This window comes from Streptomyces sp. NPDC048516 (assembly GCF_043199875.1).
Taxonomy (GTDB): Bacteria; Actinomycetota; Actinomycetes; order Streptomycetales; family Streptomycetaceae; genus Streptomyces.
Window position 1 is genome coordinate 447,093 of sequence record NZ_JBICWS010000003.1, and the last position, 21,842, is coordinate 468,934.

The following is a 21,842-nucleotide window of genomic DNA, read 5'->3' on the forward strand; positions in this document are numbered from 1 at the left end:
CGCGGGAGGTCTCCAAGGGGGCGGGGAGGGAGGTGAGTGGGGGGTCAGCCGACGGCCTTGCCCCAGCCCTCGTTGATGGCCGCCTTGGCGGCGTCCTCCTGTTCCGGTGTGGGGAACTCGGGGGTGCCGTGGACCTCGGGGAGGCGTGCTGCGGCCTTTTTGTCGGCGGTGCCGTCCGTCTCCATCCGGTCGAGGAGGGCGGGACGGGAGTAGCCCCGCAGCCAGATGTTCTGGCCCTGGGGGCTGTAGAGGAATTCGAGCCACAGCCGGGCGGCGGCGGGGTGCGGGGCGTAGGCGTTGACGCCCTGGTTGTAGTACTGGGAGTACGAGCCGTCGGACGGCACGGTGACCTGCCAGTCGACGCCCTTGGCCAGGAGCTCCTTGCGGTAGCCGAGGTTGAGGTAGTCCCAGTCGAGGGAGATCGGGGTCTCGCCCTTGCGGATGGTGGCCGGTGAGGACTCCACGGGCACGAAGTTGCCGCGCTGCCTGAGCTTCTTGAAGAAGGCGAGGCCGGGCCGGACGTCGCCGAAGGAGCCGCCGTTTGCGAGCGCGGCGGCGAAGACCGCGGAGAACGCCGAGGACGACTCCGCCGGGTTGCCGTTGAGCGCGATCTTGTTCCGGTACTGCGGCTCCAGCAGCTCGGCGAAGGTCTTGGGGCACCGCTTGACGGCCTTGGCGTCGCAGCCGATGGAGATATAGCCGCCGTAGTTGTTCAGATACGAGCCGTCGGCCTGTTTCTGCGCGCGGGGGATGTCCCGCCAGCCGGTCACCTTGTAGGGCGCGAGCAGCCGCTTGCCCTGGGCGTTGCGCATGAACGCGGTGCCCAGGTCGAGGGCGTCGACGGCGCGGTCCTGGCCCCGGCGCTTGTCGGCGGCGCCGAGGGCGAGCTGGCTGGTGCCGCCGGGGTTCTCGTTGTTGACCTCGATGCCGTACTTCCGCTCGAAGGTCTTGATCATCTCGCCGTAGTTCGCCCAATCGGGGGCCAGCGCATAGACGTTGAGCCGGCCTTCCTTCCTGGCGGCCTTGACGAGGGCGTCCATGCCGCCGAGGTCCGCGGCCGAACGGGCGGTGGCGGCCTTGCTGGTGACGGCGGCCGGGGCGTAGCCGCAGCCGCCGGTGGCCGTGGCGGCCACAAGGACCGCGACGCCGCCGGCGAAGGCCCGGCGCATACCCGCCGGTCGGGGTGGCTTCACTGGTTACTCCTGGATCTTTGGCCCTCCACCTGTATGGACAAGCCGCCGTCTAGTAAGCCCCGTCAAAATAACCGGAAGATGAACCCCAGACCAACCCCTGGAACAGAAAAACCGCAGGTCATAAGCGTTATAATGGAAAAGGTTTAGAGCTTGGCGCAGCGGTTAGACGCATACCCCGTGGCTACGTGGACATCTACATCTGTGCACAGCTGACCCGATCGTTCCGGCCCTGTCCGCAGGGCCAGGAGCCGTCCTGCCAGCCACCTCACCACCAGGCCGCGAGGAGTCCCCTTGACCCGACGCCACCAGCAGATCGCCGAGGCGCTGCGCCGGGAGATCACCGACGGGCGGCTCCCCGTCGGCAGCGCGCTGCCCCCGGAGACCGAACTCGCCGCCGCCCACGGCGTCTCGCGCGGCACGGTCCGCCAGGCGCTCGCCGCGCTGCTCTCCGAAGGCATGATCGGCTCCCGCCAGGGCGCCCGGCACCTCGTCCTGAGCACCGCGCCCAGCCAGAGCTTCACCGAGCTGCGCAGCTTCGCCCAGTGGGCGCACGCGGGCGGCCACACCCCCGGCGGCCGGGTCCGGGAGAGCGTGCGCGCCGCGGCCGGCCCCGAGGAGGCCGCGCTGCTGCAACTGGCCCCCGGCGACGAGGTGCTGCGGGTGCTGCGGCTGCGGACCCTGGACGGCGAGGCGGTGTTGCTGGAGCGAACGGTCTACGCGGGCTGGATCGCCGGTGCGGTCGAGGAGCTGCCCGCCGACTGCGAGTCGGTCACCCAGGCACTCCTGGACTCCCGCGGGCTGGTGTTCGCCCACGGTGAGCACCACTTGGACGCCCTGGCGGCCGGCACCGTGGACGCCCGGGAGTTGCGGGTGCGACGGGGCAGCCCGCTGCTGCGCGTACGCCGCACCACGACCACCGCGGAGGGCCGCCCCGTCGAGACCTCCGACGACCGCTACCGCCCCGGCGCGGTGGTCTTCACCGTCCGCAACTCCACCCAGGCCAACCCGCTGGCCCGCACCCCGGCCGACTGACGCCGGGCGCCGCCGCCCGACACCGGGCGCCCGCCGCGCCGGCCGGCCTCCCGCCCCACGCCTGACTCCTCACGCCCTCTCCAGCGAACTGCGAGCCCGCCCATGCCCGTGATCCCCCCGCCCGCCCCCACGCTCCCCGCGGCCCTGCTGTGCGACATGGACGGCACCCTCGTCGACACCGAGCACCAGTGGCTGGACGCGGTGGCCGGATTCCTGCGGGAGCAGGGCCTCGCGGCCACCGACGAGGTGCTGGCGGACTTCGCCGGTGCCCCGGTGGACGACGCCGCCCGGCGCCTGGTGCGCGCGTACGGGGTGCGCTGCGACGTCACCCGGACGGCCGCCCGGCTGGACCGGGACTTCACCGCCAAGGTCGCGGCCGGTGTCACCGTCCAGCCGGGGGCGCTGCGGCTGCTGGACCGGGCGCGGGCACTGGGCATCCCGGCCGCCCTGGTCACCGCCTCCGAACGGCACGTCGCCGATCTGGTGCTGCGCACCCTCGGCGCGCACCGCTTCGCCCTGTCGGTCACCTCGGGCGAGGCGCCGCGCGGCAAGCCGCACCCCGACCCCTATCTGGCCGCCGCGGCCGGTCTCGGTGTCGACCCCGCCGACTGCCTGGCCGTCGAGGACACCCCCACGGGCGCCGCGGCGGCACTGGCGGCGGGCTGCCGGCTGCTGGCCGTACCGAGCGTGCCGGGCATCGTCCCGGGCCCCCGCACGGCCGTGGTGGCCTCTCTGGCGGACGTGGACCTGGCGGACTTCCGGTTCGCCCGTCCCGCCTGATCGCGGCGGGCACCGGCCGCCCCGGACGGGCGCAGCGCCGCTTTCCGGGCCGCGAGGGCCTGTCGTCACCTTCCCGTCGCCCGCGGGGCACACGAAAAGGCGGTCATCCCTGGGAGGGATGACCGCCTTTGTGCCGTACTAGGGGGTGTTACTTACCCTTGGCGGCTTCCTTGAGCTTGGAGCCCGCGGAGACCTTCACGCTGTAGCCGGCCGGGATCTGGATCGGGTCGCCGGTCTGCGGGTTGCGCGCGGTGCGAGCGGCACGGTGGGTGCGCTCGAAGGTCAGGAAGCCGGGGATGGTGACCTTCTCGTCGCCCTTGGCGACGACCTCGCCGGTCACCTCGGCGAGGGCGGCCAGAACGGCGTCGGCGTCCTTGCGGGTCACCTCGGCGCGATCGGCCAGAGCGGCCACCAGCTCACTGCGGTTCATGTTTGTACTCCCGTGTTCTTCTTGCCAATGAGGCGTGAGATCGAAGCCGATGCTGCCAGGGTCCTCGGACAGTCCCCGGACCCGGGTCTGGTGCCAGACCCTCGCGCCCGATTACGCATCCTGCCCCCACCTGCGGCGGTAAAGCCAATCCGGCACCCAGGAGGGTCACACGAAAAGCGCCACTGCCTCGTTAGTGGTGACGCTCCGTATCATTCCCGCTCCGGGCCGGCCCCACAGGGCGGCGGTCGCTTGCTGCCCGCCACCCTATGGGGGCCCCAACGACGGCGTGTCCAGCGACGCGCCGTACTCAGACCGTCGTGGTGGCCGTCACAGACGGGTCGCCGCTCTTCGCCGCTTCCCGGACCGCTCCGGCCACCGCGCCCGCGACCTTCTCGTTGAAGACGCTGGGGATGATGTAGTTCGGGTTGACCTCGTCCTCCAGGACGACATCCGCGAGGGCACCGGCCGCGGCCAGCATCATCTCGGTGTTCACCGTACGGGAGTGGGCGTCCAGCAGGCCGCGGAAGACGCCGGGGAACACCAGGACGTTGTTGATCTGGTTCGGGAAGTCCGAGCGGCCGGTGGCCACGACGGCGGCGGTCTGCCGGGCGACGGCCGGGTCGACCTCCGGGTCGGGGTTGGCGAGTGCGAACACGATCGCGCCGTCGGCCATCTGCGAGACGTCGTCGCCGTCCAGGACGTTGGGCGCGGAGACGCCGATGAAGACGTCCGCGCCGACCACGGCCTCCTTGAGGGTGCCGGTGACCCGCTCGGGGTTGGTGTTGTCGGCGATCCAGCGCAGCGGCGAGTCCGGGTCGGCGTCGACCAGGTCAGGGCGGCCCGCGTGCACCACGCCGTGGATGTCGGCGACGACGGCGTGCCGGACGCCGGCCGCGAGCAGCAGTTTGAGGATGGCGGTGCCGGCCGCGCCGGCGCCGGACATCACGACCCGGACGTTCTCGATCTTCTTGCCGACGACGCGCAGCGCGTTGGTGAGCGCGGCGAGCACCACGATGGCGGTGCCGTGCTGGTCGTCGTGGAAGACCGGGATGTCCAGGGCCTCCCGCAGCCGCGCCTCGATCTCGAAGCAGCGGGGCGCGGAGATGTCCTCCAGGTTGATGCCCGCGAAGCCGGGGGCGATGGCCTTGACGATCTCCACGATCGCGTCGGTGTCCTGGGTGTCCAGGCACAGCGGCCAGGCGTCGATGCCGGCGAAGCGCTTGAAGAGGGCCGCCTTGCCCTCCATGACGGGCAGCGCGGCCTTGGGGCCGATGTTGCCCAGGCCCAGCACCGCGGAGCCGTCCGTGACGACCGCGACGCTGTTGCGCTTGATGGTCAGGCGGCGGGCGTCCTCGGGGTTGTCGGCGATGGCCTGGCAGACGCGGGCGACGCCGGGGGTGTAGACCATCGACAGGTCGTCGCGGTTGCGGATGGGGTGCTTCGACGACATCTCGATCTTGCCGCCGAGGTGCATCAGGAACGTACGGTCGGAGACCTTGCCGAGCGAGACGCCCTCGATGTGGCGCAGCTGCTCGACGATCTCGTCGGCGTGGGCGGTGGAGGTGGCCGCGATGGTGACGTCGATCCGGAGCTTTTCGTGCCCGGATGCCGTGACGTCGAGGCCGGTCACCGAGCCTCCGTTGGACTCTACGGCCGTGGTGAGCTGGGAGACCGCGGTTCCGCTCGCGGGCACCTCCAGCCGGACCGTCATCGAGTAGGAGACGCTGGGCGCCGTTGCCATGGCCGACTTCCTCTGCTTTCACCGTGGTGCTGGATTGCCGTCCGATCGTCGCACCTACCGCGGAGTACGCGGTAGCCGCCTCGCATTGCGAACATTGTGTTCGCGGGCACGGCGACTCCGGAAAACAACTTCCATCATACGAGAATACGCGTCCACGACGAAGAGGCCCACGTCACCGGGTGACGTGAGCCTCTTCCGCTGGTCTATGACACCGACCCGCCATGCTCGCCTCGCGGCAAGTGGTCGCTCGTAGCGACGATGGTTGGGCCCGGGGGCTTGGATCGGGCCGGTGCCGTCACCAAGGCTAACAAACCATCCCCGGAAGCGAATCCCGTCCCGCGGGCCTGATTTCAATACCCCTCGTACGGCGGCGCGCAGCGCCCGGCCGCGCCCGCCGTACGGGTGCCGGACGGGCGCGGCGGGGTGCGGAGCCGGGGACGACGGGGTGCGGAGCCGGGGACGGCGGGTACCGGGCCCGGCCCGGCGGGTACCGGGCCCGGCCCGCCCGGGTCAGTCCCGCAGCAGGTCCGGCACCCCGGCCGCGTCCGGTTCGTCCCGTGCGGCCGACAGCACGGTCAGCTGCTGGGTGGCCCGGGTCAGCGCCACGTACAGCACCCGCAGCCCGGCCGGGGACTCGTCGGCGATCTCGGCGGGCGAGACCACCAGGGTGGCGTCGTACTCCAATCCCTTGGCCTCCAGCGAGCCCAGTGCCACCACCCGGTCGCCGAGCGGGGCGAGCCAACGGCGGGCCTGCGCACGGCGGTTCATGGCCACCACGACGCCGACCGTGCCGTCCACCTCGCCCAGCAGCCGCCCGGCCTCGGCGACCGTGGCCTCGGCCAGCGCCGCGTCGCCGTCGGCGGCGGCCCGGTCCGCCCGGTCCCCGTCCGCGACGAGCGCGAAGCGCGGCTCCAGGCCTGTGGAGCGCACCGCCTTCGGCGACTGCATCCCGGGCATCGCCAGCGCCAGCACCCTGGCGGCCAGTTCGGCGATCTCCGCGGGGTTGCGGTAGTTCACGGTGAGCGTGAAGCGGCGGCGCGGGCGGGTGCCGAGCGCCTCGTCGCGGGCGACGGCCGCCTCGTCCGGGTCGGACCACGAGGACTGCGCGGGGTCGCCGACGACCGTCCAGGTCGCGTGCCGGCCGCGGCGGCCGACCATCCGCCACTGCATCGGCGTCAGGTCCTGCGCCTCGTCGACGATGACGTGGGCGTAGTCGGTGCGCTCCTCCTCCAGCCGTTCGCGCCGGCTGCGGCCGCCGCCGTTGCGCTCCGTGTAGGTCGTCAGCTCCTCCAGGCCGGTCAGCTGGTCCAGCGGGTCGGCCTCGCGCGGGCGGGGCGGGCGCATCGGGGCGCCGAGGATCATCTGCAGCTCGTCCAGCAGGGCGACGTCGTGCACCGACAGCGGGCCCTTCCCCGCGGCCCGGCCGGGGGTGTCCCCCGCCGACGCCGGGGCAGCACCCGCGCCGTCCAACCGCCGCAGGGAGCGGGCCAGTTGGCGTACCTCGCGCTGGTTGAGGATCCGACGCGCCCAGCGGCCCAGCAGGCGCTCGTCGGCCATCGCGGCGAGCACCCCGCGCGGGGTCAGCTCGGGCCACCAGGAGTCCAGGAACTCCTGGAAGCCGGACTCGGTGGTGATGTCCTCGTCGAAGCCCTCACGGGCCTCGGCGGCCAGTTCGGGGTCGGTGTAGCGGCGGGCGGCGCCGGACTTGGCCCACAGGGCGTCCAGGATCAGCCGGCGGGCGCGCGGGCGCAGCAGGTTGACCGGTGCGGTGCCGCCGAGCGCGGACTGCCGGATGGTGTGCAGCTCGTCGGCGTCCAGCTCGATCCGGCCGCCGAAGGCGACGACCCGCAGCCGGGCGGGGGCGGCCGGGGCGGGGCGGGAGGGTCTGGAGCGGGTCCGGCGGCCCGGACGCTCCCCGCCGCCGAAGCCGTTCCCGGCCCCGTCGCCCGCGGGCGCGGCGAAAAGATCCTCCAGGGAGAGCTGTCCGCCCCCGCCCGGCCCCTCGCCGGCGCCCTCCTTGCCGGCGTCCTCCTTGCCGGTGCCCTCCTTGCCGACGTCCTGCTTGCCGGTGCCTCCCGGCTCCTCGCCGGTGTCCTCCGGCGCCGCGGCCGCCGGTCCTGCCAGCTCCAGCGCCCCGCGGGCCGCCTTGCGCAGCAGCTTCTGCATCCGCGACGAGCCCTTGACACGAGCCACCGCGGGCGGGTCGTATGCGGTCGCCTCGGCGCCGTCCACGAGCGAGCCGAGCGACCGGATGGCGACCTGGCCCTCCTCGCCGAGCGACGGCAGGACGCCTTCGGTGTACGCGACCAGCAGCGGCGTCGGGGAGACGATCAGGATGCCGCCCGCATAGCGGCGCCGGTCCTGGTAGAGGAGGTAGGCGGCGCGGTGCAGCGCGACCGCGGTCTTGCCCGTGCCGGGGCCGCCCTCGACCTCGGTGACGGAGGCCGCGGGGGCCCGGATCACCATGTCCTGCTCGGCCTGGATGGAGGCGACGATGTCCCGCATGGTGTGGCTGCGGGCCCGGCCCAGCGCGGCCATCAGCGCACCGTCACCGATCGCGGGCAGCTCCTCGCCGTCCAGCGTCGCGGTGACCTCGGGGCGCATCAGGTCGTCCTCGACGCCCAGGACCCGGCGCCCCTTGGAGCGGATCACCCGCCTGCGGACGACCCGGCCCGGGGCGACCGGGGTGGCCCGGTAGAAGGGCGCGGCGGCCGGCGCCCGCCAGTCGATGACCAGCGGGGAGTAGTCCGCGTCGAGCACGCCGAGGCGGCCGATGTGCAGCGTCTCGGCGATCGCGGCGCGGTGGTCCTCGATCGCGCCGTCGGCGGGCTCGACGGAGGTGAAGGCGCCGTCCGGCCCCTTCTTGCCGTCCTTGCCGAGGAGCAGGTCGATCCGGCCGAAGAGGAAGTCCTCGTACTCCGAATTCAGGCGGTGGAGATGGACGCCGGCCTGGAAGACCTGGGCGTCGCGCTCGGCGAGCGCGCCGGGCGTGCCGACCTGGCCGCGCTTGGCGGCGTCGTCCATCAGGAACTCTGCCTCGTGAATCTTCTCCTCAAGGCGCCGGTAGACACGGTCCAGATGCGTCTGCTCGGCTTCGATCTCGCGGTCGCGAACGGAATCCGAAGCGTGATCCGGTGCGTGCGTGGCGTTGTGCGCGGCCACCCAGGCCCCCTTCTCCTGTGCGTAGGGCAGCCGTCAACCGTACGCGAACCAGGCACCGCGCGCACCTGGTGAAAGGGACAAAGCCGGGCGATTTTGGTCGGATGTTGACTCAAGCCTCTACGTCGGGCGGACCCGGTCGAGGGGATTGCCGGTCGAAGGCATGGCGGTCCTTGACGGGCGCCCCGTGCCGTACCCGGCCCGGGGCGCCGGACCGCGCCGCTCAGACGTTCACCTCGGCCAGCCGCTTGCCCTCCGTGGTGGTGACCTCGAAGTGATCGATGTCGCCGCGGTTGAAGCCCGCGCCGCCCGCCGCGTACAGGGGCTCGCGGTTCCACTTCGCGGTGCCGCCCGGGATGCCGTAGCCCCCCTTGGGGACCGCCCAGGTGGTCACGGTCTGCCGCTTGCCGTCCTTGCCGACGGCGACCAGACCGCAGGTGAGCGGACCCTTGACGTTGGCGAGTTCCAGGACCACCTGGGTGCCCCATGGCCGGGCGGCCATCGAGACGCCCGCCGAGACCTTGGTGTCCGGGTCGACGGAGCTCACCTTCTCGCCCGCCGCGTACTGGGCCCGCACGGCGTTCGCCAGCGGCGGCGCCGGCTTCTCGCCGGAGTCCTGGGGGCCCAGCTTCAGCGCGGCGAGTGGCCCGCCGACGATCAGCACGACGGCGGCGGCGACCAGGAACAGCCGGCGCCGGGCACGGCCGCGCCGGGTGGCGGCGACCTCGTCCATCAGCCCGTTCAGCAGTGCCGGGCCGGGGACGGCCGTGATCGTCTGCGGGGTAGGGGCGGACTGTTTGAACTCGGCCAGTACCGGCGTCAGGCCCATGAGTTCTTCGAGTTCGGCCGCGCACCGGTGGCAGCCGACGAGATGCGCCTCGAACCGGTCGGCGTCGGCACCGTCCAGGACACCCAGCGCATAGGCGCCGACGTCAGTGTGCCGGTCCGGCTGCGTGGGCGGGTTCACTCCGTTACTCCTCGTTCCTCTAGCGAGAGTCTCAGGGAGCGCAGCGCGTAGAACACCCGGGACCGCACGGTCCCGGCCGGTACGCGCAGCACCTCCGCTGCCTCGTTGACGGTACGTTCCTTGAAATACGTCTCGACGAGGGCCTCTCGATGGGCCTGGCTCAGGTCGCTCAGCGCCTCGGAGATCGTCATCATGCGCAGCGCGCGGTCGATGACATCCGCGGCCGGCATCGTCTCCAGAGGGGTCGGATCGACCTCTTGGGGCCGTGCCTTGCGACTGCGGTGCCCGTCGATCACGATCCGCCGTGCGACGGTCACCAGCCAGGGCCGTATCGAGCCGGTCGCCCGTTGCAACTGGTCGGCGTTGCGCCAGGCGCGCACCAGCGTCTCCTGCACCACGTCCTCCGCGCGGTGCCGGTCGCCGGCCACCAATCGCAGGACGAAGGCGAGAAGCGGGCCCGCGTGATCGTCATAGAGGGCTCGCATGAGCTCCTCGTCAGGTGTCGTCCTGTCTGCCACGACGGCATCCTTACGCACTCCAACTCCCGGGTCGATAGCCCAGATCGCCCAAGATCGCCGGGGGACCCTGCCATGAATCGGACTTGCGGTGAGGAGTACGGACGGGACGGGCGGGTTACTCAGAGTTCGGCGGAAAATTTTTCCGCGCCGGTCACGACGCCCTGACCAGCACTTCCGTTCTCCTCCCTGCGCACCGTCGTCCGCCGCCGGTGCCGCGCCACCCGCTCCCGGTTGCCGCACACCTCGCTGGAACACCAGCGGCGGCGACGGCCGCGCGAGGTGTCCAGATACACCAGGGTGCAGCTCTCGCCCTCGCACTGCCGCAGTTGCTGCCGGGCCACCGCATCGGTCAGCAGCCCGATCGCGTCCCGGGCCACCGCGGCCAGCAGCCCGGCACAGTCGGGCGGGCCGGCCAGGGCACGGGCCAGGGAGCCGTCGGCGGTGCGCACCGCATGCGCGGCGGGCGGCTGCCCGGACGCGGCCGCGGAGTTGAGCAGCGCCAGATCGGCCTCGTCCGCCCGGCCCCGCAGCTCGTCGTGCACCACCCGGCCCAGCAGCTCGCGCAGCGCGCGGAAGCGGGCGACCCAGCTGCCGTCTACGCCGTCCAGGGGGGTGCCACGCGGCACCAGCCCCGCTCCGACCAGCCAGGCCCGCAACTGGTCCGGGCCGGTGAGCCGTTCGGCGGTGGGCCGTTCGCCGGTGAGCCGTTCGGCGGGGGCGCCGCCGGCCGTGGCCGCCAGGTCCAGGCAGATCCGCCCGCAGTCGAACCGCAGGTCGCAAGGCGCCGCCATGTTCCTGTCACTCCTTAGGCCCAAACGTGTGTGCTTCCAGAGTGCCCGGCCCACGAGCCCGCCGGAACCCTCCGGAGGAGGCCACTCCACGGAGGCGTGACGCGTGAACACGACAAGTAGACGCTAGGTGTATACGCCTTGTGTATAGTTCGCGGCGCGGGGGTTCGCGGGTCGCGTCCCGGCCCGCCGCATGCCGTAGTGCCTGCCACGGCGCCTGCCGTAGCGCTCCTCGCCCTCCAGGAGGAAGGTCTCCATGCCGCGCACGTCCCTGCTCACGAACCGCGCCAGCCTGACCCACAAGATCGGTTACGCGGTCCGCCACCCGGCCCGGATCACTCCGTACGTCAAGCGCACCGCCCGCGACACCTGGCTCCGCCTGAGGCACCCCGGCCATGTCGCGTACTACCGGGCGGTGATGGCCTCCGACACCGGCCGCAACCCGGAGGCCGCGGTCGGCAGCCGCAGCCATGAACGCTGGCTGGCGCTGGGCGAGATGCAGTTCGACTACCTGGCCGGACACGGTCTGAAGCCCGGCCACCGGATGCTGGACATCGGCTGCGGCAATCTGCGCGCCGGCCGGCGCTTCATCGCCCACCTGGACGCCGGCCACTACTACGGCATCGACATCTCGCCGGACATCCTGATCTCCGCGAAGCGGACCCTGACCACCTACGAGCTCCAGGCCAAGCTGCCGCACCTGACGATCACCCAGAATCTGACGCTGGACTTCCTGCCGTCCGCCCACTTCGACGTCGTCCACGCGCACAGCGTCTTCTCGCACTCACCGCTCGGCGTCATCGACGAATGCCTCGCCCATGTCGGCCGGATCCTGGCCCCCGGCGGCTTCTTCGACTTCACCTTCGACCGTACCGAGGGCGCCGAACACCAGGTGCTGCGCGAGGACTTCTACTACCGGACCGAGACCCTGCTGGACCTGGCCCGCAAGCACGGTCTGGAGGCGCGCTTCATGGAGGACTGGGAGAAGCGGCCGCACGGCCAGTCCAAGATCCGGGTGAACAACCCGGCGTAGAGGGCGCCTCCCCGCCGCTCCCCGCCGCACGTGTCCCCGCCGCTCCCCGCCGCAGGTGTCCCGCCGCACGTGTCCGTGCCGCTCCCCGCCGCACGTGTCCGTGCTATTCCCCGCCGTACTTGTCCGTGTCCGCATGCGGGTCGAGCGACAGCCGGTAGCCGCGCTTGACGACCGTCTGGATCAGCTTGGGCGCGCCCAGCGCCCCCCGCAGCCGGGCCATCGCGGTCTCCACCGCATGCTCGTCCCGGCCCGTCCCCGGCAGCGCACGCAGCAGATCCGCACGGGAGACCACCCAGCCAGGGCGGCGCGCCAGCGCACGCAGCAGCGCCATCCCGGCCGGCGGCACCGGCCGCAGCGCACCGTCCACCACGACGGCGTGCCCGCGGATCTCCAGCGACCGCCCGGCCACCGGCAACGGCTTCACCCGTCCCGGGAGTTCACGGCACAGCAGTTGCACCAGCGGCCCGAGCCGGAAGCGCTCCGGCTGCAGCGTGGGGACGTCCTCCGCCTGGAGCGGCAGCGCGGTCACCGGCCCCACGCACACCGGCAGCACCTCATGCCGCAGCGCCGCCAGCACCTCCTCGCGGATCCCCCGCTCGCCGGCCCGGCGCAGCAGCGACGCGGCGGCCGGCGCGCTGGTGAAGGTCACCGCGTTCAGGGTCCCCGACAGCACCGCGTCCAGCAGCCGGTCGACCGGACCGATGTCCTCCGGCGGCATCCACCGGTACACGGGGACGCCGACCACCTCCGCACCACCGGCCCGCAGCGCCTCCACGAAGCCCGGCAGGGGCTCCCCGTGCAGCTGCAGGGCCACCCGGCGCCCGGCGACGCCCTCCTCCAGCAGCCGGTCCAGCACCTCGGCCATCGACTCGGAGGCCGGCGACCACTTCTCGGTCAGCCCGGCCGCCCGGATCGCACCGCGCACCTTGGGCCCGCGCGCCAGCAGCTCCACCCCGGTCAGCCGGTCCAGCAGCGCCTCGCCGAGGCCCCAGCCCTCCGCGGCCTCGACCCAGCCGCGGAAGCCGATGGCGGTGGTGGCCACGACGACATCGGGCGCCCGGTCGATGAGGTCCCGGGTCACCGCCATCAGCTCGGTGTCGTCCGGCAGCGGGACGATGCGCAGCGCGGGCGCATGCATGACCTGTGCGCCGCGCCTCTCCAGCAGGGCGCCCAGCTCCTCCGCCCGCCGGGCCGCGGTCACCCCGACGGTGAACCCGTCCAACGGCCGGACGGCCGCCTCCGGTTCCGGCGCCGAGTGCTCCCGCTCGTCCTGCTCCTGCTGCTGATCGTGCATGGTCGTCCCGCTCCGCCCAGAGTGGTGTACTGCCGTCTGCTGCCGTGCCGCCGCGGCTCGGGCGGCACGGAGTGCCAGGTGCCCACGGTGCCAACGGCACATGACGGTCCCGGTCCTCCAGTATTTCCCCGCGGTTACGGCGGAGCGCCCCCGGCTAGCCCGTACGCCCGGTACACCTACGGGCAGCGGCCCGGAAGGGACGGGCGCGGCGGCCGGATCCCCTCACCCGACCGCCCGCCCGCATGCCTGCCCCGCCGCTCACACCTCCGCGTACACCGGCCCCTGCTCCCCGTCCGCCGCGGCCGCCGCATCCGACCCGTCCGCCCCGTCGACCCCGTCCGACCCGTCCGCCGCCTGCGCCTTCTGCCCCGTACGCCGCCCGCGCACCGCGGGACGCAGGTAGACGCCCCAGGTCACCGCCCCGCACACCACGTAGCAGGCCAGGAACGACACGAACGCCGGGGTGCCCGAACCGGCCACCAGGAACGACTGCCGGAAGGCCAGGTTGATGGCCAGCCCGCCGAGCGCGCCCACCGCCCCGATCAGCCCCATCGCCGCCCCCGAGAGCCGCCGTCCGTATACCGCGGCCTCCTCCCCCGCCAGCCCGCGACGCAGCGCCTGGGCCTGGAAGATCCCCGGAATCATCTTGTACGTGGAGCCGTTGCCGAGCCCCGTCAGCACGAACAGCGCGATGAACCCGGCCAGGAACACCGGCAGCGACCGCTCCGCCGACGCGTAGATCACCACGCCCGTGGCCAGGCCCATCGCCGCGAAGTTGCCCAGGGTGATCCGGGCGCCGCCGAACCGGTCCGCCAGCCGCCCGCCGACCGGCCGGATCAGCGAGCCCAGCAGCGGCCCGAGGAACGTCAGCGAGGCGGCCTGCAGGGGCGTACGCGCGAACTGGTTCTGCAGCACCAGCCCGAAGGCGAAGCTGTAGCCGATGAACGACCCGAACGTGCCGATGTACAGCAGCGACATCACCCAGGTGTGCGGCTCCCTGGCGGCGTCGAGCGCCGCCCCGGTGTCGTTCGTCACCGGGGCCAGGTTGTCCATGAACAGCGCCGCGAGCACCGCCGCGAGGACGATCAGCGGCACATAGACGGCCAGCACGATCCTCGGATGCGCGGCCCCCGCCGTCCCGATCACCAGCAGCCCCAGCAACTGGATCACCGGCACCCCGATGTTGCCGCCACCGGCGTTCAGCCCCAGCGCCCACCCCTTCTTCCGCAGCGGATAGAAGGAGTTGATGTTGGTCATCGAGGAGGCGAAGTTCCCGCCCCCGACCCCGGCCAGCGCCGCGACCAGCAAGAACGTGCCGTACGACGTGCCCGGCTCCATCACCACCGCCGCCATGGCGGTCGGCACCAGCAGCATCGTCGCGCTGAGCACCGTCCAGTTGCGCCCGCCGAACCGCGCCACCGCGAAGGTGTACGGGACCCGCAGCACCCCGCCCACCAGCGTCGGCACCGCCACCAGGAAGAACTTTTCGGCCGGTTCGATCCCGTACTCCGGCCCCATGAACAGCACCATCACCGACCACAGGCTCCAGACGGAGAACCCGATGTGCTCGGAGAGCACCGAGAAGGCAAGGTTCCGCCGCGCGACCCGCTCCCCCGTCTCCCGCCAGAACCCCTCGTCCTCGGGGTCCCAGTGCTCGATCCACCGCCCACCCCTCCTCGCACGCCCCCCGGTACGGCCCTCGGGACCGCCGGTAGGGCCACCGGCAGGGGTGTCGTCAGGCTTCTTGCTACCGGTCTCTGCTGCCGCGGCCGTCATCGCGCCTCCCAGGGGGTCGGGTCCTGCTCCCCGACGCTAGGGACGACGGATTTCCGTACCGTGCCGCCCGGTGACGCGGACGCAACCTTGCACTCACGCGAGACGGCGGCGGGCGGTGAGGGACAGGTGGGACGGCGGCCCGCACCGGCCCGCCGTCACACGGCGAACTCACACCAGACGACCTTGCCGGGCATCCGCTCCCCGACGCCCCACTTGTCCGCCAGCGCCTCCACCAGCAGCAGCCCGCGCCCGCCCTCCTCCACCGGCCCGGTGCCCGTCCGCACCCGCGGCCATCCGTCCCCGCTGTCGTGCACCTCCAGCCGCAGCACCCCGCCCGCGGGCGGCCACACATACAGCCGGAATCCGCGCCCCGGCGGCACCCCGTGGCGCAGCGCGTTCGTCGCCAGCTCACTCACACACAGCAACATCGCGTCCGCCGGCTCCCCGACGCCCCACTCCGCGAGCGCAGCCCGCACGAACTCCCGCGCGAGCGGCACCGACCGCCGCTCCCGCCGGTAGAACCGCTCACGTGGCCAGGTGAGTTGAATCTCTCCGTTCATACGATGACGGTCGCAGTGAGTAACTACGCTGCCCAGTACGCGGACCCGTACTCACGGTGAGTACGGGCGCACGGACGGTCACCGGCACCGACGTACGGGGAGTGGAATGCCATGAAGCCGCGAAGCAAGCCCAAGAACCGACACTCCGCAGCCATGGAAGTCATCGGCGCCCAACTGGCACTGTTCCGCATCAACGCCGGCCTCACTCAGCACAGCCTCAGCGAGCGGTCCAGCGCCTCCGAGGAGACCATCGCCTCCATCGAACAGGGCAGGCGGGCCCTGATGCCGCATCTGGCCACCGAGTTCGACCAGCTCCTGAAGACCTGCGGAGCACTGGCGGCGGGGGTGGCGAAGCTGCCGCCGAAGGACAAGTATCCGATCTGGGCGGAGGACTTCATCGCCCATGAGCGGGAGGCAATCTCGCTCTGCGGCTACGAGAACGGTGTCGTCCCTGGACTGCTCCAGACCGAGGGCTACGCAGGCGCCACCTTCCGCAGCAAAATCCCGCACCTCAGCGAGGAGAAGGTCGAGCAGAGCGTCACGGACCGGCTCGATCGTCAACTGATCCTGCACAAGCAGAACCCCATCAGCGCCAGCTTCGTCATCTCCGAGGCCGTCGTACTCGGCAACATCGGAGGCCGGGAAGTCATGCGGGGCCAGATTTTCCATCTGCGCCAGTGCGCGGAACTCACTGGGGTTTCCATTCAGGTCCTGCCGTTGAAACGAGAGCATCACGCTGGGCTCGACGGACCGTTCGTACTGCTGGAAACCGCCGACCACCAACACCTCGCCTATACCGAGGCGCAACGCAGCAGCCAGCTGACTTCGGACCCTGATGAGGTCAGCATCCTCGCTCAGAAATATGGAATGCTGCGAATGCAGGCTCTCAACGCAGAGGAAACCGTGGGCCTGCTGGACCGGCTGCTAGGAGAGCGATGACCCATCTGACGTGGTTCAAGTCCAGCTACAGCGGCAGCGAAGGCGGCAACTGCCTGGAAGTCGCCTACACCTGGCGCAAGTCCAGCCACAGCGGCGACGAAGGCGGCAACTGCGTTGAGGTCGCCGCCCACCCCGCCACCATCCACGTCCGCGACTCCAAGGACCCCGAGGGCCCGCACCTCGGCTTCTCGCCGGGTGCCTGGGCCTCGTTCACCTCGTACGCCGCGCGTACCGCTGCCGCCACAACCGCCCCGTAACCGAGCCGGGGCTACTCGGCCGCCTCCCGCGGCGGGCCCATCCATATCCGGTCCGCGCAGAGGGTCATCCGCAGGCGCTTGCCCTTCTCGTCCCGTGCCACGACAGTCTGGCGGCCGGGATAGTCGCGCGGCGCGGACACCACGGCGAGGTCGTTGGTGACCATGGCGGCGTTCGGCGGGGTTCCGGCAGGGCAGTCCCGGTAGCGCAGGGGGGCCGTGATGGTCCCGCCGCGCGGCAGGTCTATCGGCAGGGTCTTGCCATGGCCGTGGGCGTCCGACTCGGGCCCCTTGCCGAGATGCACCTCGAAGGCCGGGAAGCCGTGGAACGCACAGGGGCCCGCGCCCTTGTTGACGATCGACAGCCGGGCCTCGCGCTGTTCGGTGTGCGGCTTCCGCTTCAGGACGGTGAGCGTCCAGCGCAGGCCCTTGGTCGTGCAGTGGGCGTGCAGCGCCGCCATCCGCGCCGAGCCGCAGCCGGTCAGGGCCAGGCCCGCCGTGGCGGTCAAGGTCAGCGCGGCCGCCACCACCGCGAGATGTGTAGGCCGTCGCACGGCTCCCCCTGTTCGTTCCGGACAGAATTCCTCGCCGTTAAGGAAAGAATTCACGCGCCCGGGGTTGCCTCTGCGGCCGCATCTTCTTCCGGACGCCGCATACGCCAGGCCGTCACCCCCGTACACCCATCACCCGCGCATCCGCCTCCGGGAGCCACCACGCACTCACCGGCGGCGTCAACCAGCCGTACTGTCCGGCCAGTTCGCGGACCGCCGTCCGCAACGCGTCCAGACCCGGATGCCGCAGGCCCCGCCGCCACACCATCGAGACCGGTGAGAGCGGTACGGGATCGACGAGCGGCCGCAGCACCATGCCCGGCACCTCGATGAACTCCACGCTCGCCAGCACCGACCACCCCCGCTTGCGCACCACCCGGACGAACTCCTGCGACCCCTCGATCTCCGGGAACGGCTCGGCGGCCGCTATGCCGCGGCCCGCGAACAGCCGCTCGGCCAGGTCCGTCCACTCCGCGGTCCGCGGATTTCCGGCGGCCGCGTACAGCGTCTCGCCGGCCAGTTCGTCGAGGGCGACAGCGGGCCGTGCGGCCAGGGGATGGTCCTCGCGCAGCAGGACCGCCATCGGCTCCAGCCGGACCGGCTGATGGTCGAGACCGGCCCGTACGGCGGGCGGCAGCGCCGCGATCCGGCCGAACGAGACATCGAGGCGGCCGGCCGCCACCTCGGCCGCCGCGCCGGTCAGCCCGCTGTGGAAGCGGGCGACCAGCTCACAGCTGTCCGGTACCCGCTCCCTGGCCGCCTCCAGCACCCCGTGGGCGGTACCGATCGGCACCCCCACATCCACCAGCAGCGGCCGCTCGGGGGTGGCCCGGAACGCGCCGGCCAGCTCGTCGTGCGCGGTCAGCACCCGCCGGGCGAGCGGCAGCAGCCGTGTCCCGTCCGCCGTCAGGGAGACCTGGCGGGTGGTCCGTACGAACAGCGCGGCGCCCAGCTCCCGCTCCAGGCGCCGGATGTCGCGGCTCAGCGCCTGCTGGGCGACGTAGAGCCGGGCGGCGGCGCGGGTGAAGTGCAGCTCCTCCGCGACGGCGAGGAAGGCACGGAGCAGACGCGGATCGATGTCGTACGGCATCGGGTCATCCTGGCAGCAGCGTTCCCCGCCGACGTGCGCCGAGGGCTCGCACACATTGACATCACAGGTGCGTGAATGGGCGCTGACCAGGTGTTGGACGGGCGGCATGCGCGACGGCGACCGTAGAGGCATGATCCTCTTCCTCGCCGCCCGCCCGGTCACGGCCCCGCCCGTACGCCCGGCCCCGCGGCGTCCCCGCCTCCGCACTCGCTTCCGCTCCCGCTTCCGCTTCCGTCCCCTCGCCCCCTACCGCCGGATCTTCGCCGTCCCCGGTACCCGGGCCTTCACGGCCGCCAATCTGCCGGCCCGGCTGCCCATGGGGATGCTCAGCGTCAGCGCGGTGCTGATGATCGCCGGCTCGCGCGGTTCCTACGCGCTGGCCGGAGCGGTCACCGCGACCGGGCTGGCGGCGACGGCGCTGGCCGGGCCGTGGACCGCCCGCCTGGTCGACCGTCACGGCCAGGCCCGGATCGCGGTCCCGGCCACCGCGCTCGCCGTCCTCGGCTCGCTCGCCCTCCTCCTGTGCGTCCACTGCGGCGCGCCCGACTGGACCCTCTTCGCCTGCTACGCGGCCACCGCCACCACCCCCAACACCGGCGGGATGTCCCGGGCCCGCTGGGCGCACCTCTTCCGCGACGGCCCGGCCGCCCGGCACACCGCCAACTCCTTCGAACAGGCCGCCGACGAGCTGTGCTTCATGCTGGGGCCGGTGCTCGCCACGCTGCTGTGCACCACGCTCACCCCGGAGGCCGGCACGGCGGTGGCCGCGGCGCTGCTGCTGACCGGGGTGCTGCTGTTCGCGGCCCAGCGCCGCACCGAACCACCCGTGGCGCCGGCACCGGCCACGGGTCGGCCCCGCTCCCCCCTGCGCCTGCCGGGGCTGCCGCCGCTCCTGGCCACCTTCCTCGCCACCGGCGCGGTCTTCGGCTCCCTGGAGGTCGTGACGATCGCCTTCGCCGACGCGCACGGCATACGGTCCGCGGCGGGCGGACTGCTCGCCCTGCAGGCCGCGGGCTCCTGCGCGGCCGGGCTGCTCCACGGCCTGCTCCGCCCGGCGACGGGGGCCCCTCCCGGCTCCTCAAGCGCTCGGGGGACCGCCGGCCACCGCTTCCTCGGCTGCACCGCGGCGATGGCGGCCCTGATGCTGCTCCCGCCGCTCGCGGCCTCGGCGGGGGGCCCGGCGGCGCTGGCCGTCGCGCTCCTCCTGGCCGGTATGGCGACGGCGCCGACCATGGTCACCGGCATGGGACTCGTCCAGTCGCTGACGCCAACCGGTCAACTCAACGAGGGCATGACGCTCGCCGTGACCGCGCTGCTGGGCGGGATCGCGGCCGGATCGGCCGGCGGCGGCTGGGCGGTCGAGCACCTGGCCGGGGCGGGCGCGGCCTACGGAGTACCCGCGGCGGCGGCCGCCCTCGCGGCGGCCGTCACCCTGCTCGCGGCACACCAACGACCGAGGCCCCGCCGTCCTGGGACGGCGGGGCCTCGGCCTCACATGGGATGAGTGGAGATGGCGGGAATCGAACCCGCGTCCAACGGTGCGGAAACAGGGCTTCTCCGAGTGCAGTTCGCTGCGATTTTCTCGGCCCCGGAGATCACGCGAACAAGTCTCCGACGGGCTCAGCCACTGTTTGATTTCCTCCTAAACCCCGTGACCGGGTCTAGAAGTTTAGTTCCCTAGCTGATGCCAGGATCCGGGTCGGGAACACCCCCGGGCTGACACTTCGCAAGTCGCTACTTAGGCAGCGAGGGCGAAGGAATCGCGCTTGGTATTGGCGATTATTGGTTGCGACATATGGTTAACGAGATCATTGCCGCTTCCTCGACTCGCTTCCCCTGCTTCGACATCCGCTGTCGAAACCGATCATCCCCATGTTGATTTATCAAGGTGGTACCCGCACCCCTCGTGGGGTGTGCACCCATCGTACGGGAACAACGCGTGCCGTTGCCAGCGCATTCCCCGGCGGACCGGGCGGAACGGGCCCGTACGGGCAGATCAGGCCCGCTGCCGCCGCCGGGCCGCCGAGATGGCGCGGTCCGTCTCGCGGCGGTCCTGCTGCTCGCGGAGCGTCTGCCGCTTGTCGTACTCCTTCTTGCCCTTGGCCAGGGCGATCTCGACCTTGGCCCGGCCGTCCTTGAAATACAGGGCCAGCGGCACGATCGTGTGCCCCGACTCCTGGCTCTTGGCCTCCAGCTTGTCGATCTCCATGCGGTGCATCAGCAGCTTCCGCTTGCGCCGCGCACTGTGGTTCGTCCAGGTGCCCTGGGCGTATTCGGGGATGTGCACGTTGTGCAGCCAGGCCTCACCCCGGTCGATCTGGATGAAACCGTCCACCAGCGACGCCCGGCCCTGCCGCAGCGACTTCACCTCGGTGCCGGTCAGCACCAGGCCGCACTCATAGGTGTCCAGGATGAGGTAGTCGTGCCGCGCCTTCTTGTGCTGCGCCACGAGCTTGCGCCCGGGGGTCTTGTCCTTGCCCTTGTCCTTAGCCATAGTGCGGCCATTTTCGCACTACACACCGCCCCCGAGGCCACTCAATACTGTGCGGGCCCGTTTCTCCGCCCCTGATCCCACCGTGACGTCGGGGGTGAGGCCGTCGCCGTCGACGTTCCGGCCGGACGGCGTGCGGTAGTGGCCGACGGTCAGCTCGGCGACCGAACCGTCCGCCAGCGTGCTGGGCATCTGCACCGAGCCCTTGCCGAAGGTCCGAGAACCCACCACGAGCGCCCGCCCCCGGTCCTGGAGCGCGCCGGACAGCAGCTCGGCGGCGCTCATCGTGCCGCCGTCGACGAGGACGACCAGGGGGATACGGGTGTTGCCGCCGCGCCTGGCGTACAGCGCGCGCTGGCTGCCGCGCACGTCATACGTCGCGACCAGACCGCCGTCGAGGAAGGCGGAGGCGGTGGCCACCGCCTCGGTGACCAGGCCGCCGGTGTTGCCGCGCAGATCGAGCAGCATGCCGCCCTGCGGGGAGGCGCGGCGCACCGCCCGGCGGACCACCGCACCGGTGCCCTTGCCGAAGGCGGCGATCTTGACGCGGGTCGGGCCGTGCGCACCGGCAGGACGGTCGATGACGACGTTTCGGGATCTGAGCCGGGTGCGGTGCAAGCCGGCCGACCAACGGCGGGTGCCGCGCTGCAGGTCCAGCCGCACGGGGGTGCCGGCAGCGGCGGGGTGACCGGAGCCGCCGGTGGCGGCCCCGCGCAGCCGGGCGACGACCTCGGTGACCGGCGCGCCCCGGGACGGGCGGCCGTCGACGGCACGCAGCCGGTCGCCCGCGGCGATACCGGCGCGCGCGGCGGGGCCGCCGGGCTGGACCCGGGACACCTCGATCCGGCCGTCGGGCGCCTGCCGCACCCAGAGCCCGACGCCGACATAGCCGCCGTCCAACTGCGCCTGGAAATCCTTGAACTCGCCCGCGCTGTAGATCGTCGACCAGCGGTCGCCGCTGCGGCTGACGACGTCCGCGGCGGCCTGCGCACCGGACTTGCCGTCCTCGACGGCCTCGGAAGCGGCGCGCTCGACGGCCGCGCGGTCCGCGATGGCGGCCTCGGGAACCCGCGCGCCGGATGCCGCGCGGGCCGGTGCGGGCCGCCCGGCCGCGCCCTGGGCACGGTCGCTCCATGTGCCGGTCGCCGCGCCGGTCGCGAGCACGCCGGCGAGGAACAACGTCAGGGCCGCCCCGCGGCGAATGCGGCGGGGCCGGTCGTACGAACACGGGCCCGGCATGCCGGTG

General features: G+C 72.4%; 20 protein-coding genes and 1 other RNA gene. 6 read left to right on the forward strand and 15 right to left on the reverse strand.

Annotated elements, in window-relative coordinates; translation table 11 throughout:
* Positions 1-44: 44 nt before the first annotated feature.
* Positions 45-1,169, reverse strand: coding sequence for an extracellular solute-binding protein (locus tag ACGFR7_RS09165; protein ID WP_393315375.1), 1,125 nt, complete (start codon positions 1,167-1,169; stop codon positions 45-47).
* Between the two features lie 315 nt (positions 1,170-1,484).
* Here ACGFR7_RS09165 and ACGFR7_RS09170 point away from each other — a divergent pair, with 315 nt between their 5' ends.
* Positions 1,485-2,225, forward strand: coding sequence for a GntR family transcriptional regulator (locus ACGFR7_RS09170; protein ID WP_393315158.1), 741 nt, complete (start codon positions 1,485-1,487; stop codon positions 2,223-2,225).
* A gap of 102 nt (positions 2,226-2,327) precedes the next feature.
* Complete coding sequence (locus ACGFR7_RS09175) at positions 2,328-3,005, forward strand: HAD family hydrolase (protein WP_393315161.1); 678 nt, start codon at positions 2,328-2,330, stop codon at positions 3,003-3,005.
* A 148-nt stretch (positions 3,006-3,153) separates the two neighbouring features.
* Here ACGFR7_RS09175 and ACGFR7_RS09180 read toward each other — a convergent pair whose 3' ends face one another.
* From ACGFR7_RS09180 to ACGFR7_RS09205, 6 genes are all read right to left on the reverse strand, one after another.
* Positions 3,154-3,435, reverse strand: a complete 282-nt coding sequence (locus ACGFR7_RS09180; protein ID WP_006605312.1) for an HU family DNA-binding protein — start codon at positions 3,433-3,435, stop codon at positions 3,154-3,156.
* Between the two features lie 307 nt (positions 3,436-3,742).
* On the reverse strand, positions 3,743-5,176 hold the full coding sequence (locus ACGFR7_RS09185; RefSeq protein WP_393315164.1) for an NAD-dependent malic enzyme: 1,434 nt from the start codon (positions 5,174-5,176) through the stop codon (positions 3,743-3,745).
* A 510-nt stretch (positions 5,177-5,686) separates the two neighbouring features.
* Complete coding sequence (locus ACGFR7_RS09190) at positions 5,687-8,338, reverse strand: HelD family protein (protein ID WP_393315167.1); 2,652 nt, start codon at positions 8,336-8,338, stop codon at positions 5,687-5,689.
* Positions 8,339-8,558: 220 nt separating this feature from the next.
* Entirely contained in the window at positions 8,559-9,302 is a 744-nt protein-coding gene (locus ACGFR7_RS09195; protein WP_393315170.1) for an anti-sigma factor family protein, read from the reverse strand.
* Positions 9,299-9,838 carry a sigma-70 family RNA polymerase sigma factor gene (locus tag ACGFR7_RS09200; RefSeq protein WP_088797889.1) on the reverse strand — a complete coding sequence of 180 codons (540 nt, stop codon included), beginning with the start codon at positions 9,836-9,838 and terminating at the stop codon, positions 9,299-9,301. The genes ACGFR7_RS09195 and ACGFR7_RS09200 overlap by 4 nt, the downstream gene beginning before the upstream one ends.
* Before the next feature lie 101 nt (positions 9,839-9,939).
* A complete protein-coding gene (locus ACGFR7_RS09205; RefSeq protein WP_393315174.1) occupies positions 9,940-10,611 on the reverse strand; it encodes a CGNR zinc finger domain-containing protein in 672 nt (223 codons plus the stop codon).
* 253 nt (positions 10,612-10,864) lie between these two features.
* Between ACGFR7_RS09205 and ACGFR7_RS09210 the strand changes: the two genes are divergently transcribed.
* Positions 10,865-11,641 carry a class I SAM-dependent DNA methyltransferase gene (locus ACGFR7_RS09210; protein ID WP_393315177.1) on the forward strand — a complete coding sequence of 259 codons (777 nt, stop codon included), beginning with the start codon at positions 10,865-10,867 and terminating at the stop codon, positions 11,639-11,641.
* Positions 11,642-11,744: 103 nt separating this feature from the next.
* Here the strand turns inward: ACGFR7_RS09210 and ACGFR7_RS09215 are convergent, their stop codons facing one another.
* The 3 genes from ACGFR7_RS09215 to ACGFR7_RS09225 all read right to left on the reverse strand — a co-directional run bounded on the left by ACGFR7_RS09215 (position 11,745) and on the right by ACGFR7_RS09225 (position 15,271).
* Complete coding sequence (locus tag ACGFR7_RS09215; RefSeq protein WP_393315180.1) at positions 11,745-12,935, reverse strand: uroporphyrinogen-III synthase; 1,191 nt, start codon at positions 12,933-12,935, stop codon at positions 11,745-11,747.
* 258 nt (positions 12,936-13,193) lie between these two features.
* Positions 13,194-14,711, reverse strand: coding sequence for a nitrate/nitrite transporter (locus ACGFR7_RS09220; protein WP_393315183.1), 1,518 nt, complete (start codon positions 14,709-14,711; stop codon positions 13,194-13,196).
* Positions 14,712-14,866: 155 nt separating this feature from the next.
* Positions 14,867-15,271 (reverse strand): ATP-binding protein, encoded by a 405-nt coding sequence (locus ACGFR7_RS09225; RefSeq protein ID WP_393315186.1) that lies wholly within the window; start codon positions 15,269-15,271, stop codon positions 14,867-14,869.
* Between the two features lie 153 nt (positions 15,272-15,424).
* On the opposite strand from ACGFR7_RS09225, the gene ACGFR7_RS09230 reads away from it, so the two are divergent.
* Both ACGFR7_RS09230 and ACGFR7_RS09235 read left to right on the forward strand, forming a co-directional pair.
* Complete coding sequence (locus tag ACGFR7_RS09230) at positions 15,425-16,210, forward strand: helix-turn-helix domain-containing protein (protein ID WP_393315189.1); 786 nt, start codon at positions 15,425-15,427, stop codon at positions 16,208-16,210.
* Entirely contained in the window at positions 16,207-16,467 is a 261-nt protein-coding gene (locus ACGFR7_RS09235) for a DUF397 domain-containing protein (RefSeq protein WP_393315192.1), read from the forward strand. Before ACGFR7_RS09230 ends, ACGFR7_RS09235 begins: the two co-directional genes overlap by 4 nt.
* A gap of 11 nt (positions 16,468-16,478) precedes the next feature.
* On the opposite strand, the gene ACGFR7_RS09240 is transcribed toward ACGFR7_RS09235, so the two are convergent.
* The gene (locus tag ACGFR7_RS09240; RefSeq protein ID WP_393315195.1) at positions 16,479-17,018 is read right to left on the reverse strand and encodes a DUF4232 domain-containing protein; all 540 of its coding nucleotides are present in this window, start codon (positions 17,016-17,018) and stop codon (positions 16,479-16,481) included.
* Between the two features lie 112 nt (positions 17,019-17,130).
* Complete coding sequence (locus tag ACGFR7_RS09245) at positions 17,131-18,105, reverse strand: LysR family transcriptional regulator (protein ID WP_393315198.1); 975 nt, start codon at positions 18,103-18,105, stop codon at positions 17,131-17,133.
* 130 nt (positions 18,106-18,235) lie between these two features.
* On the opposite strand from ACGFR7_RS09245, the gene ACGFR7_RS09250 reads away from it, so the two are divergent.
* Positions 18,236-19,609 (forward strand): MFS transporter, encoded by a 1,374-nt coding sequence (locus tag ACGFR7_RS09250; protein WP_393315201.1) that lies wholly within the window; start codon positions 18,236-18,238, stop codon positions 19,607-19,609.
* Here ACGFR7_RS09250 and ssrA read toward each other — a convergent pair.
* The 3 genes from ssrA to ACGFR7_RS09265 form a co-directional block, all read right to left on the reverse strand.
* Positions 19,608-19,977: a transfer-messenger RNA gene (gene ssrA, locus ACGFR7_RS09255) on the reverse strand. The two genes, ACGFR7_RS09250 and ssrA, sit on opposite strands and share 2 nt — an antisense overlap.
* Before the next feature lie 124 nt (positions 19,978-20,101).
* On the reverse strand, positions 20,102-20,599 hold the full coding sequence (gene smpB / locus ACGFR7_RS09260; RefSeq protein WP_393315204.1) for an SsrA-binding protein SmpB: 498 nt from the start codon (positions 20,597-20,599) through the stop codon (positions 20,102-20,104).
* 18 nt (positions 20,600-20,617) lie between these two features.
* Positions 20,618-21,835, reverse strand: coding sequence for a S41 family peptidase (locus ACGFR7_RS09265; RefSeq protein ID WP_393315207.1), 1,218 nt, complete (start codon positions 21,833-21,835; stop codon positions 20,618-20,620).
* Between the last annotated feature and the right edge of the window lie 7 nt (positions 21,836-21,842).

Bases quoted from the DNA above. Each gene is read 5' to 3' on its own strand.
- ACGFR7_RS09230 (WP_393315189.1), top strand. From the start codon at position 15,425: ATGGAAGTCATCGGCGCCCAACTGGCACTGTTCCGCATCAACGCCGGC.
- ACGFR7_RS09205 (WP_393315174.1), bottom strand. From the start codon at position 10,611: ATGGCGGCGCCTTGCGACCTGCGGTTCGACTGCGGGCGGATCTGCCTG.
- ACGFR7_RS09165 (WP_393315375.1), bottom strand. From the start codon at position 1,169: ATGCGCCGGGCCTTCGCCGGCGGCGTCGCGGTCCTTGTGGCCGCCACG.
- ACGFR7_RS09215 (WP_393315180.1), bottom strand. From the start codon at position 12,935: ATGCACGATCAGCAGCAGGAGCAGGACGAGCGGGAGCACTCGGCGCCG.
- smpB (WP_393315204.1), bottom strand. From the start codon at position 20,599: ATGGCTAAGGACAAGGGCAAGGACAAGACCCCCGGGCGCAAGCTCGTG.
- ACGFR7_RS09210 (WP_393315177.1), top strand. From the start codon at position 10,865: ATGCCGCGCACGTCCCTGCTCACGAACCGCGCCAGCCTGACCCACAAG.
- ACGFR7_RS09175 (WP_393315161.1), top strand. From the start codon at position 2,328: ATGCCCGTGATCCCCCCGCCCGCCCCCACGCTCCCCGCGGCCCTGCTG.
- ACGFR7_RS09245 (WP_393315198.1), bottom strand. From the start codon at position 18,105: ATGCCGTACGACATCGATCCGCGTCTGCTCCGTGCCTTCCTCGCCGTC.
- ACGFR7_RS09235 (WP_393315192.1), top strand. From the start codon at position 16,207: ATGACCCATCTGACGTGGTTCAAGTCCAGCTACAGCGGCAGCGAAGGC.
- ACGFR7_RS09220 (WP_393315183.1), bottom strand. From the start codon at position 14,711: ATGACGGCCGCGGCAGCAGAGACCGGTAGCAAGAAGCCTGACGACACC.
- ACGFR7_RS09185 (WP_393315164.1), bottom strand. From the start codon at position 5,176: ATGGCAACGGCGCCCAGCGTCTCCTACTCGATGACGGTCCGGCTGGAG.
- ACGFR7_RS09180 (WP_006605312.1), bottom strand. From the start codon at position 3,435: ATGAACCGCAGTGAGCTGGTGGCCGCTCTGGCCGATCGCGCCGAGGTG.
- ACGFR7_RS09250 (WP_393315201.1), top strand. From the start codon at position 18,236: ATGATCCTCTTCCTCGCCGCCCGCCCGGTCACGGCCCCGCCCGTACGC.
- ACGFR7_RS09265 (WP_393315207.1), bottom strand. From the start codon at position 21,835: ATGCCGGGCCCGTGTTCGTACGACCGGCCCCGCCGCATTCGCCGCGGG.
- ACGFR7_RS09225 (WP_393315186.1), bottom strand. From the start codon at position 15,271: ATGAACGGAGAGATTCAACTCACCTGGCCACGTGAGCGGTTCTACCGG.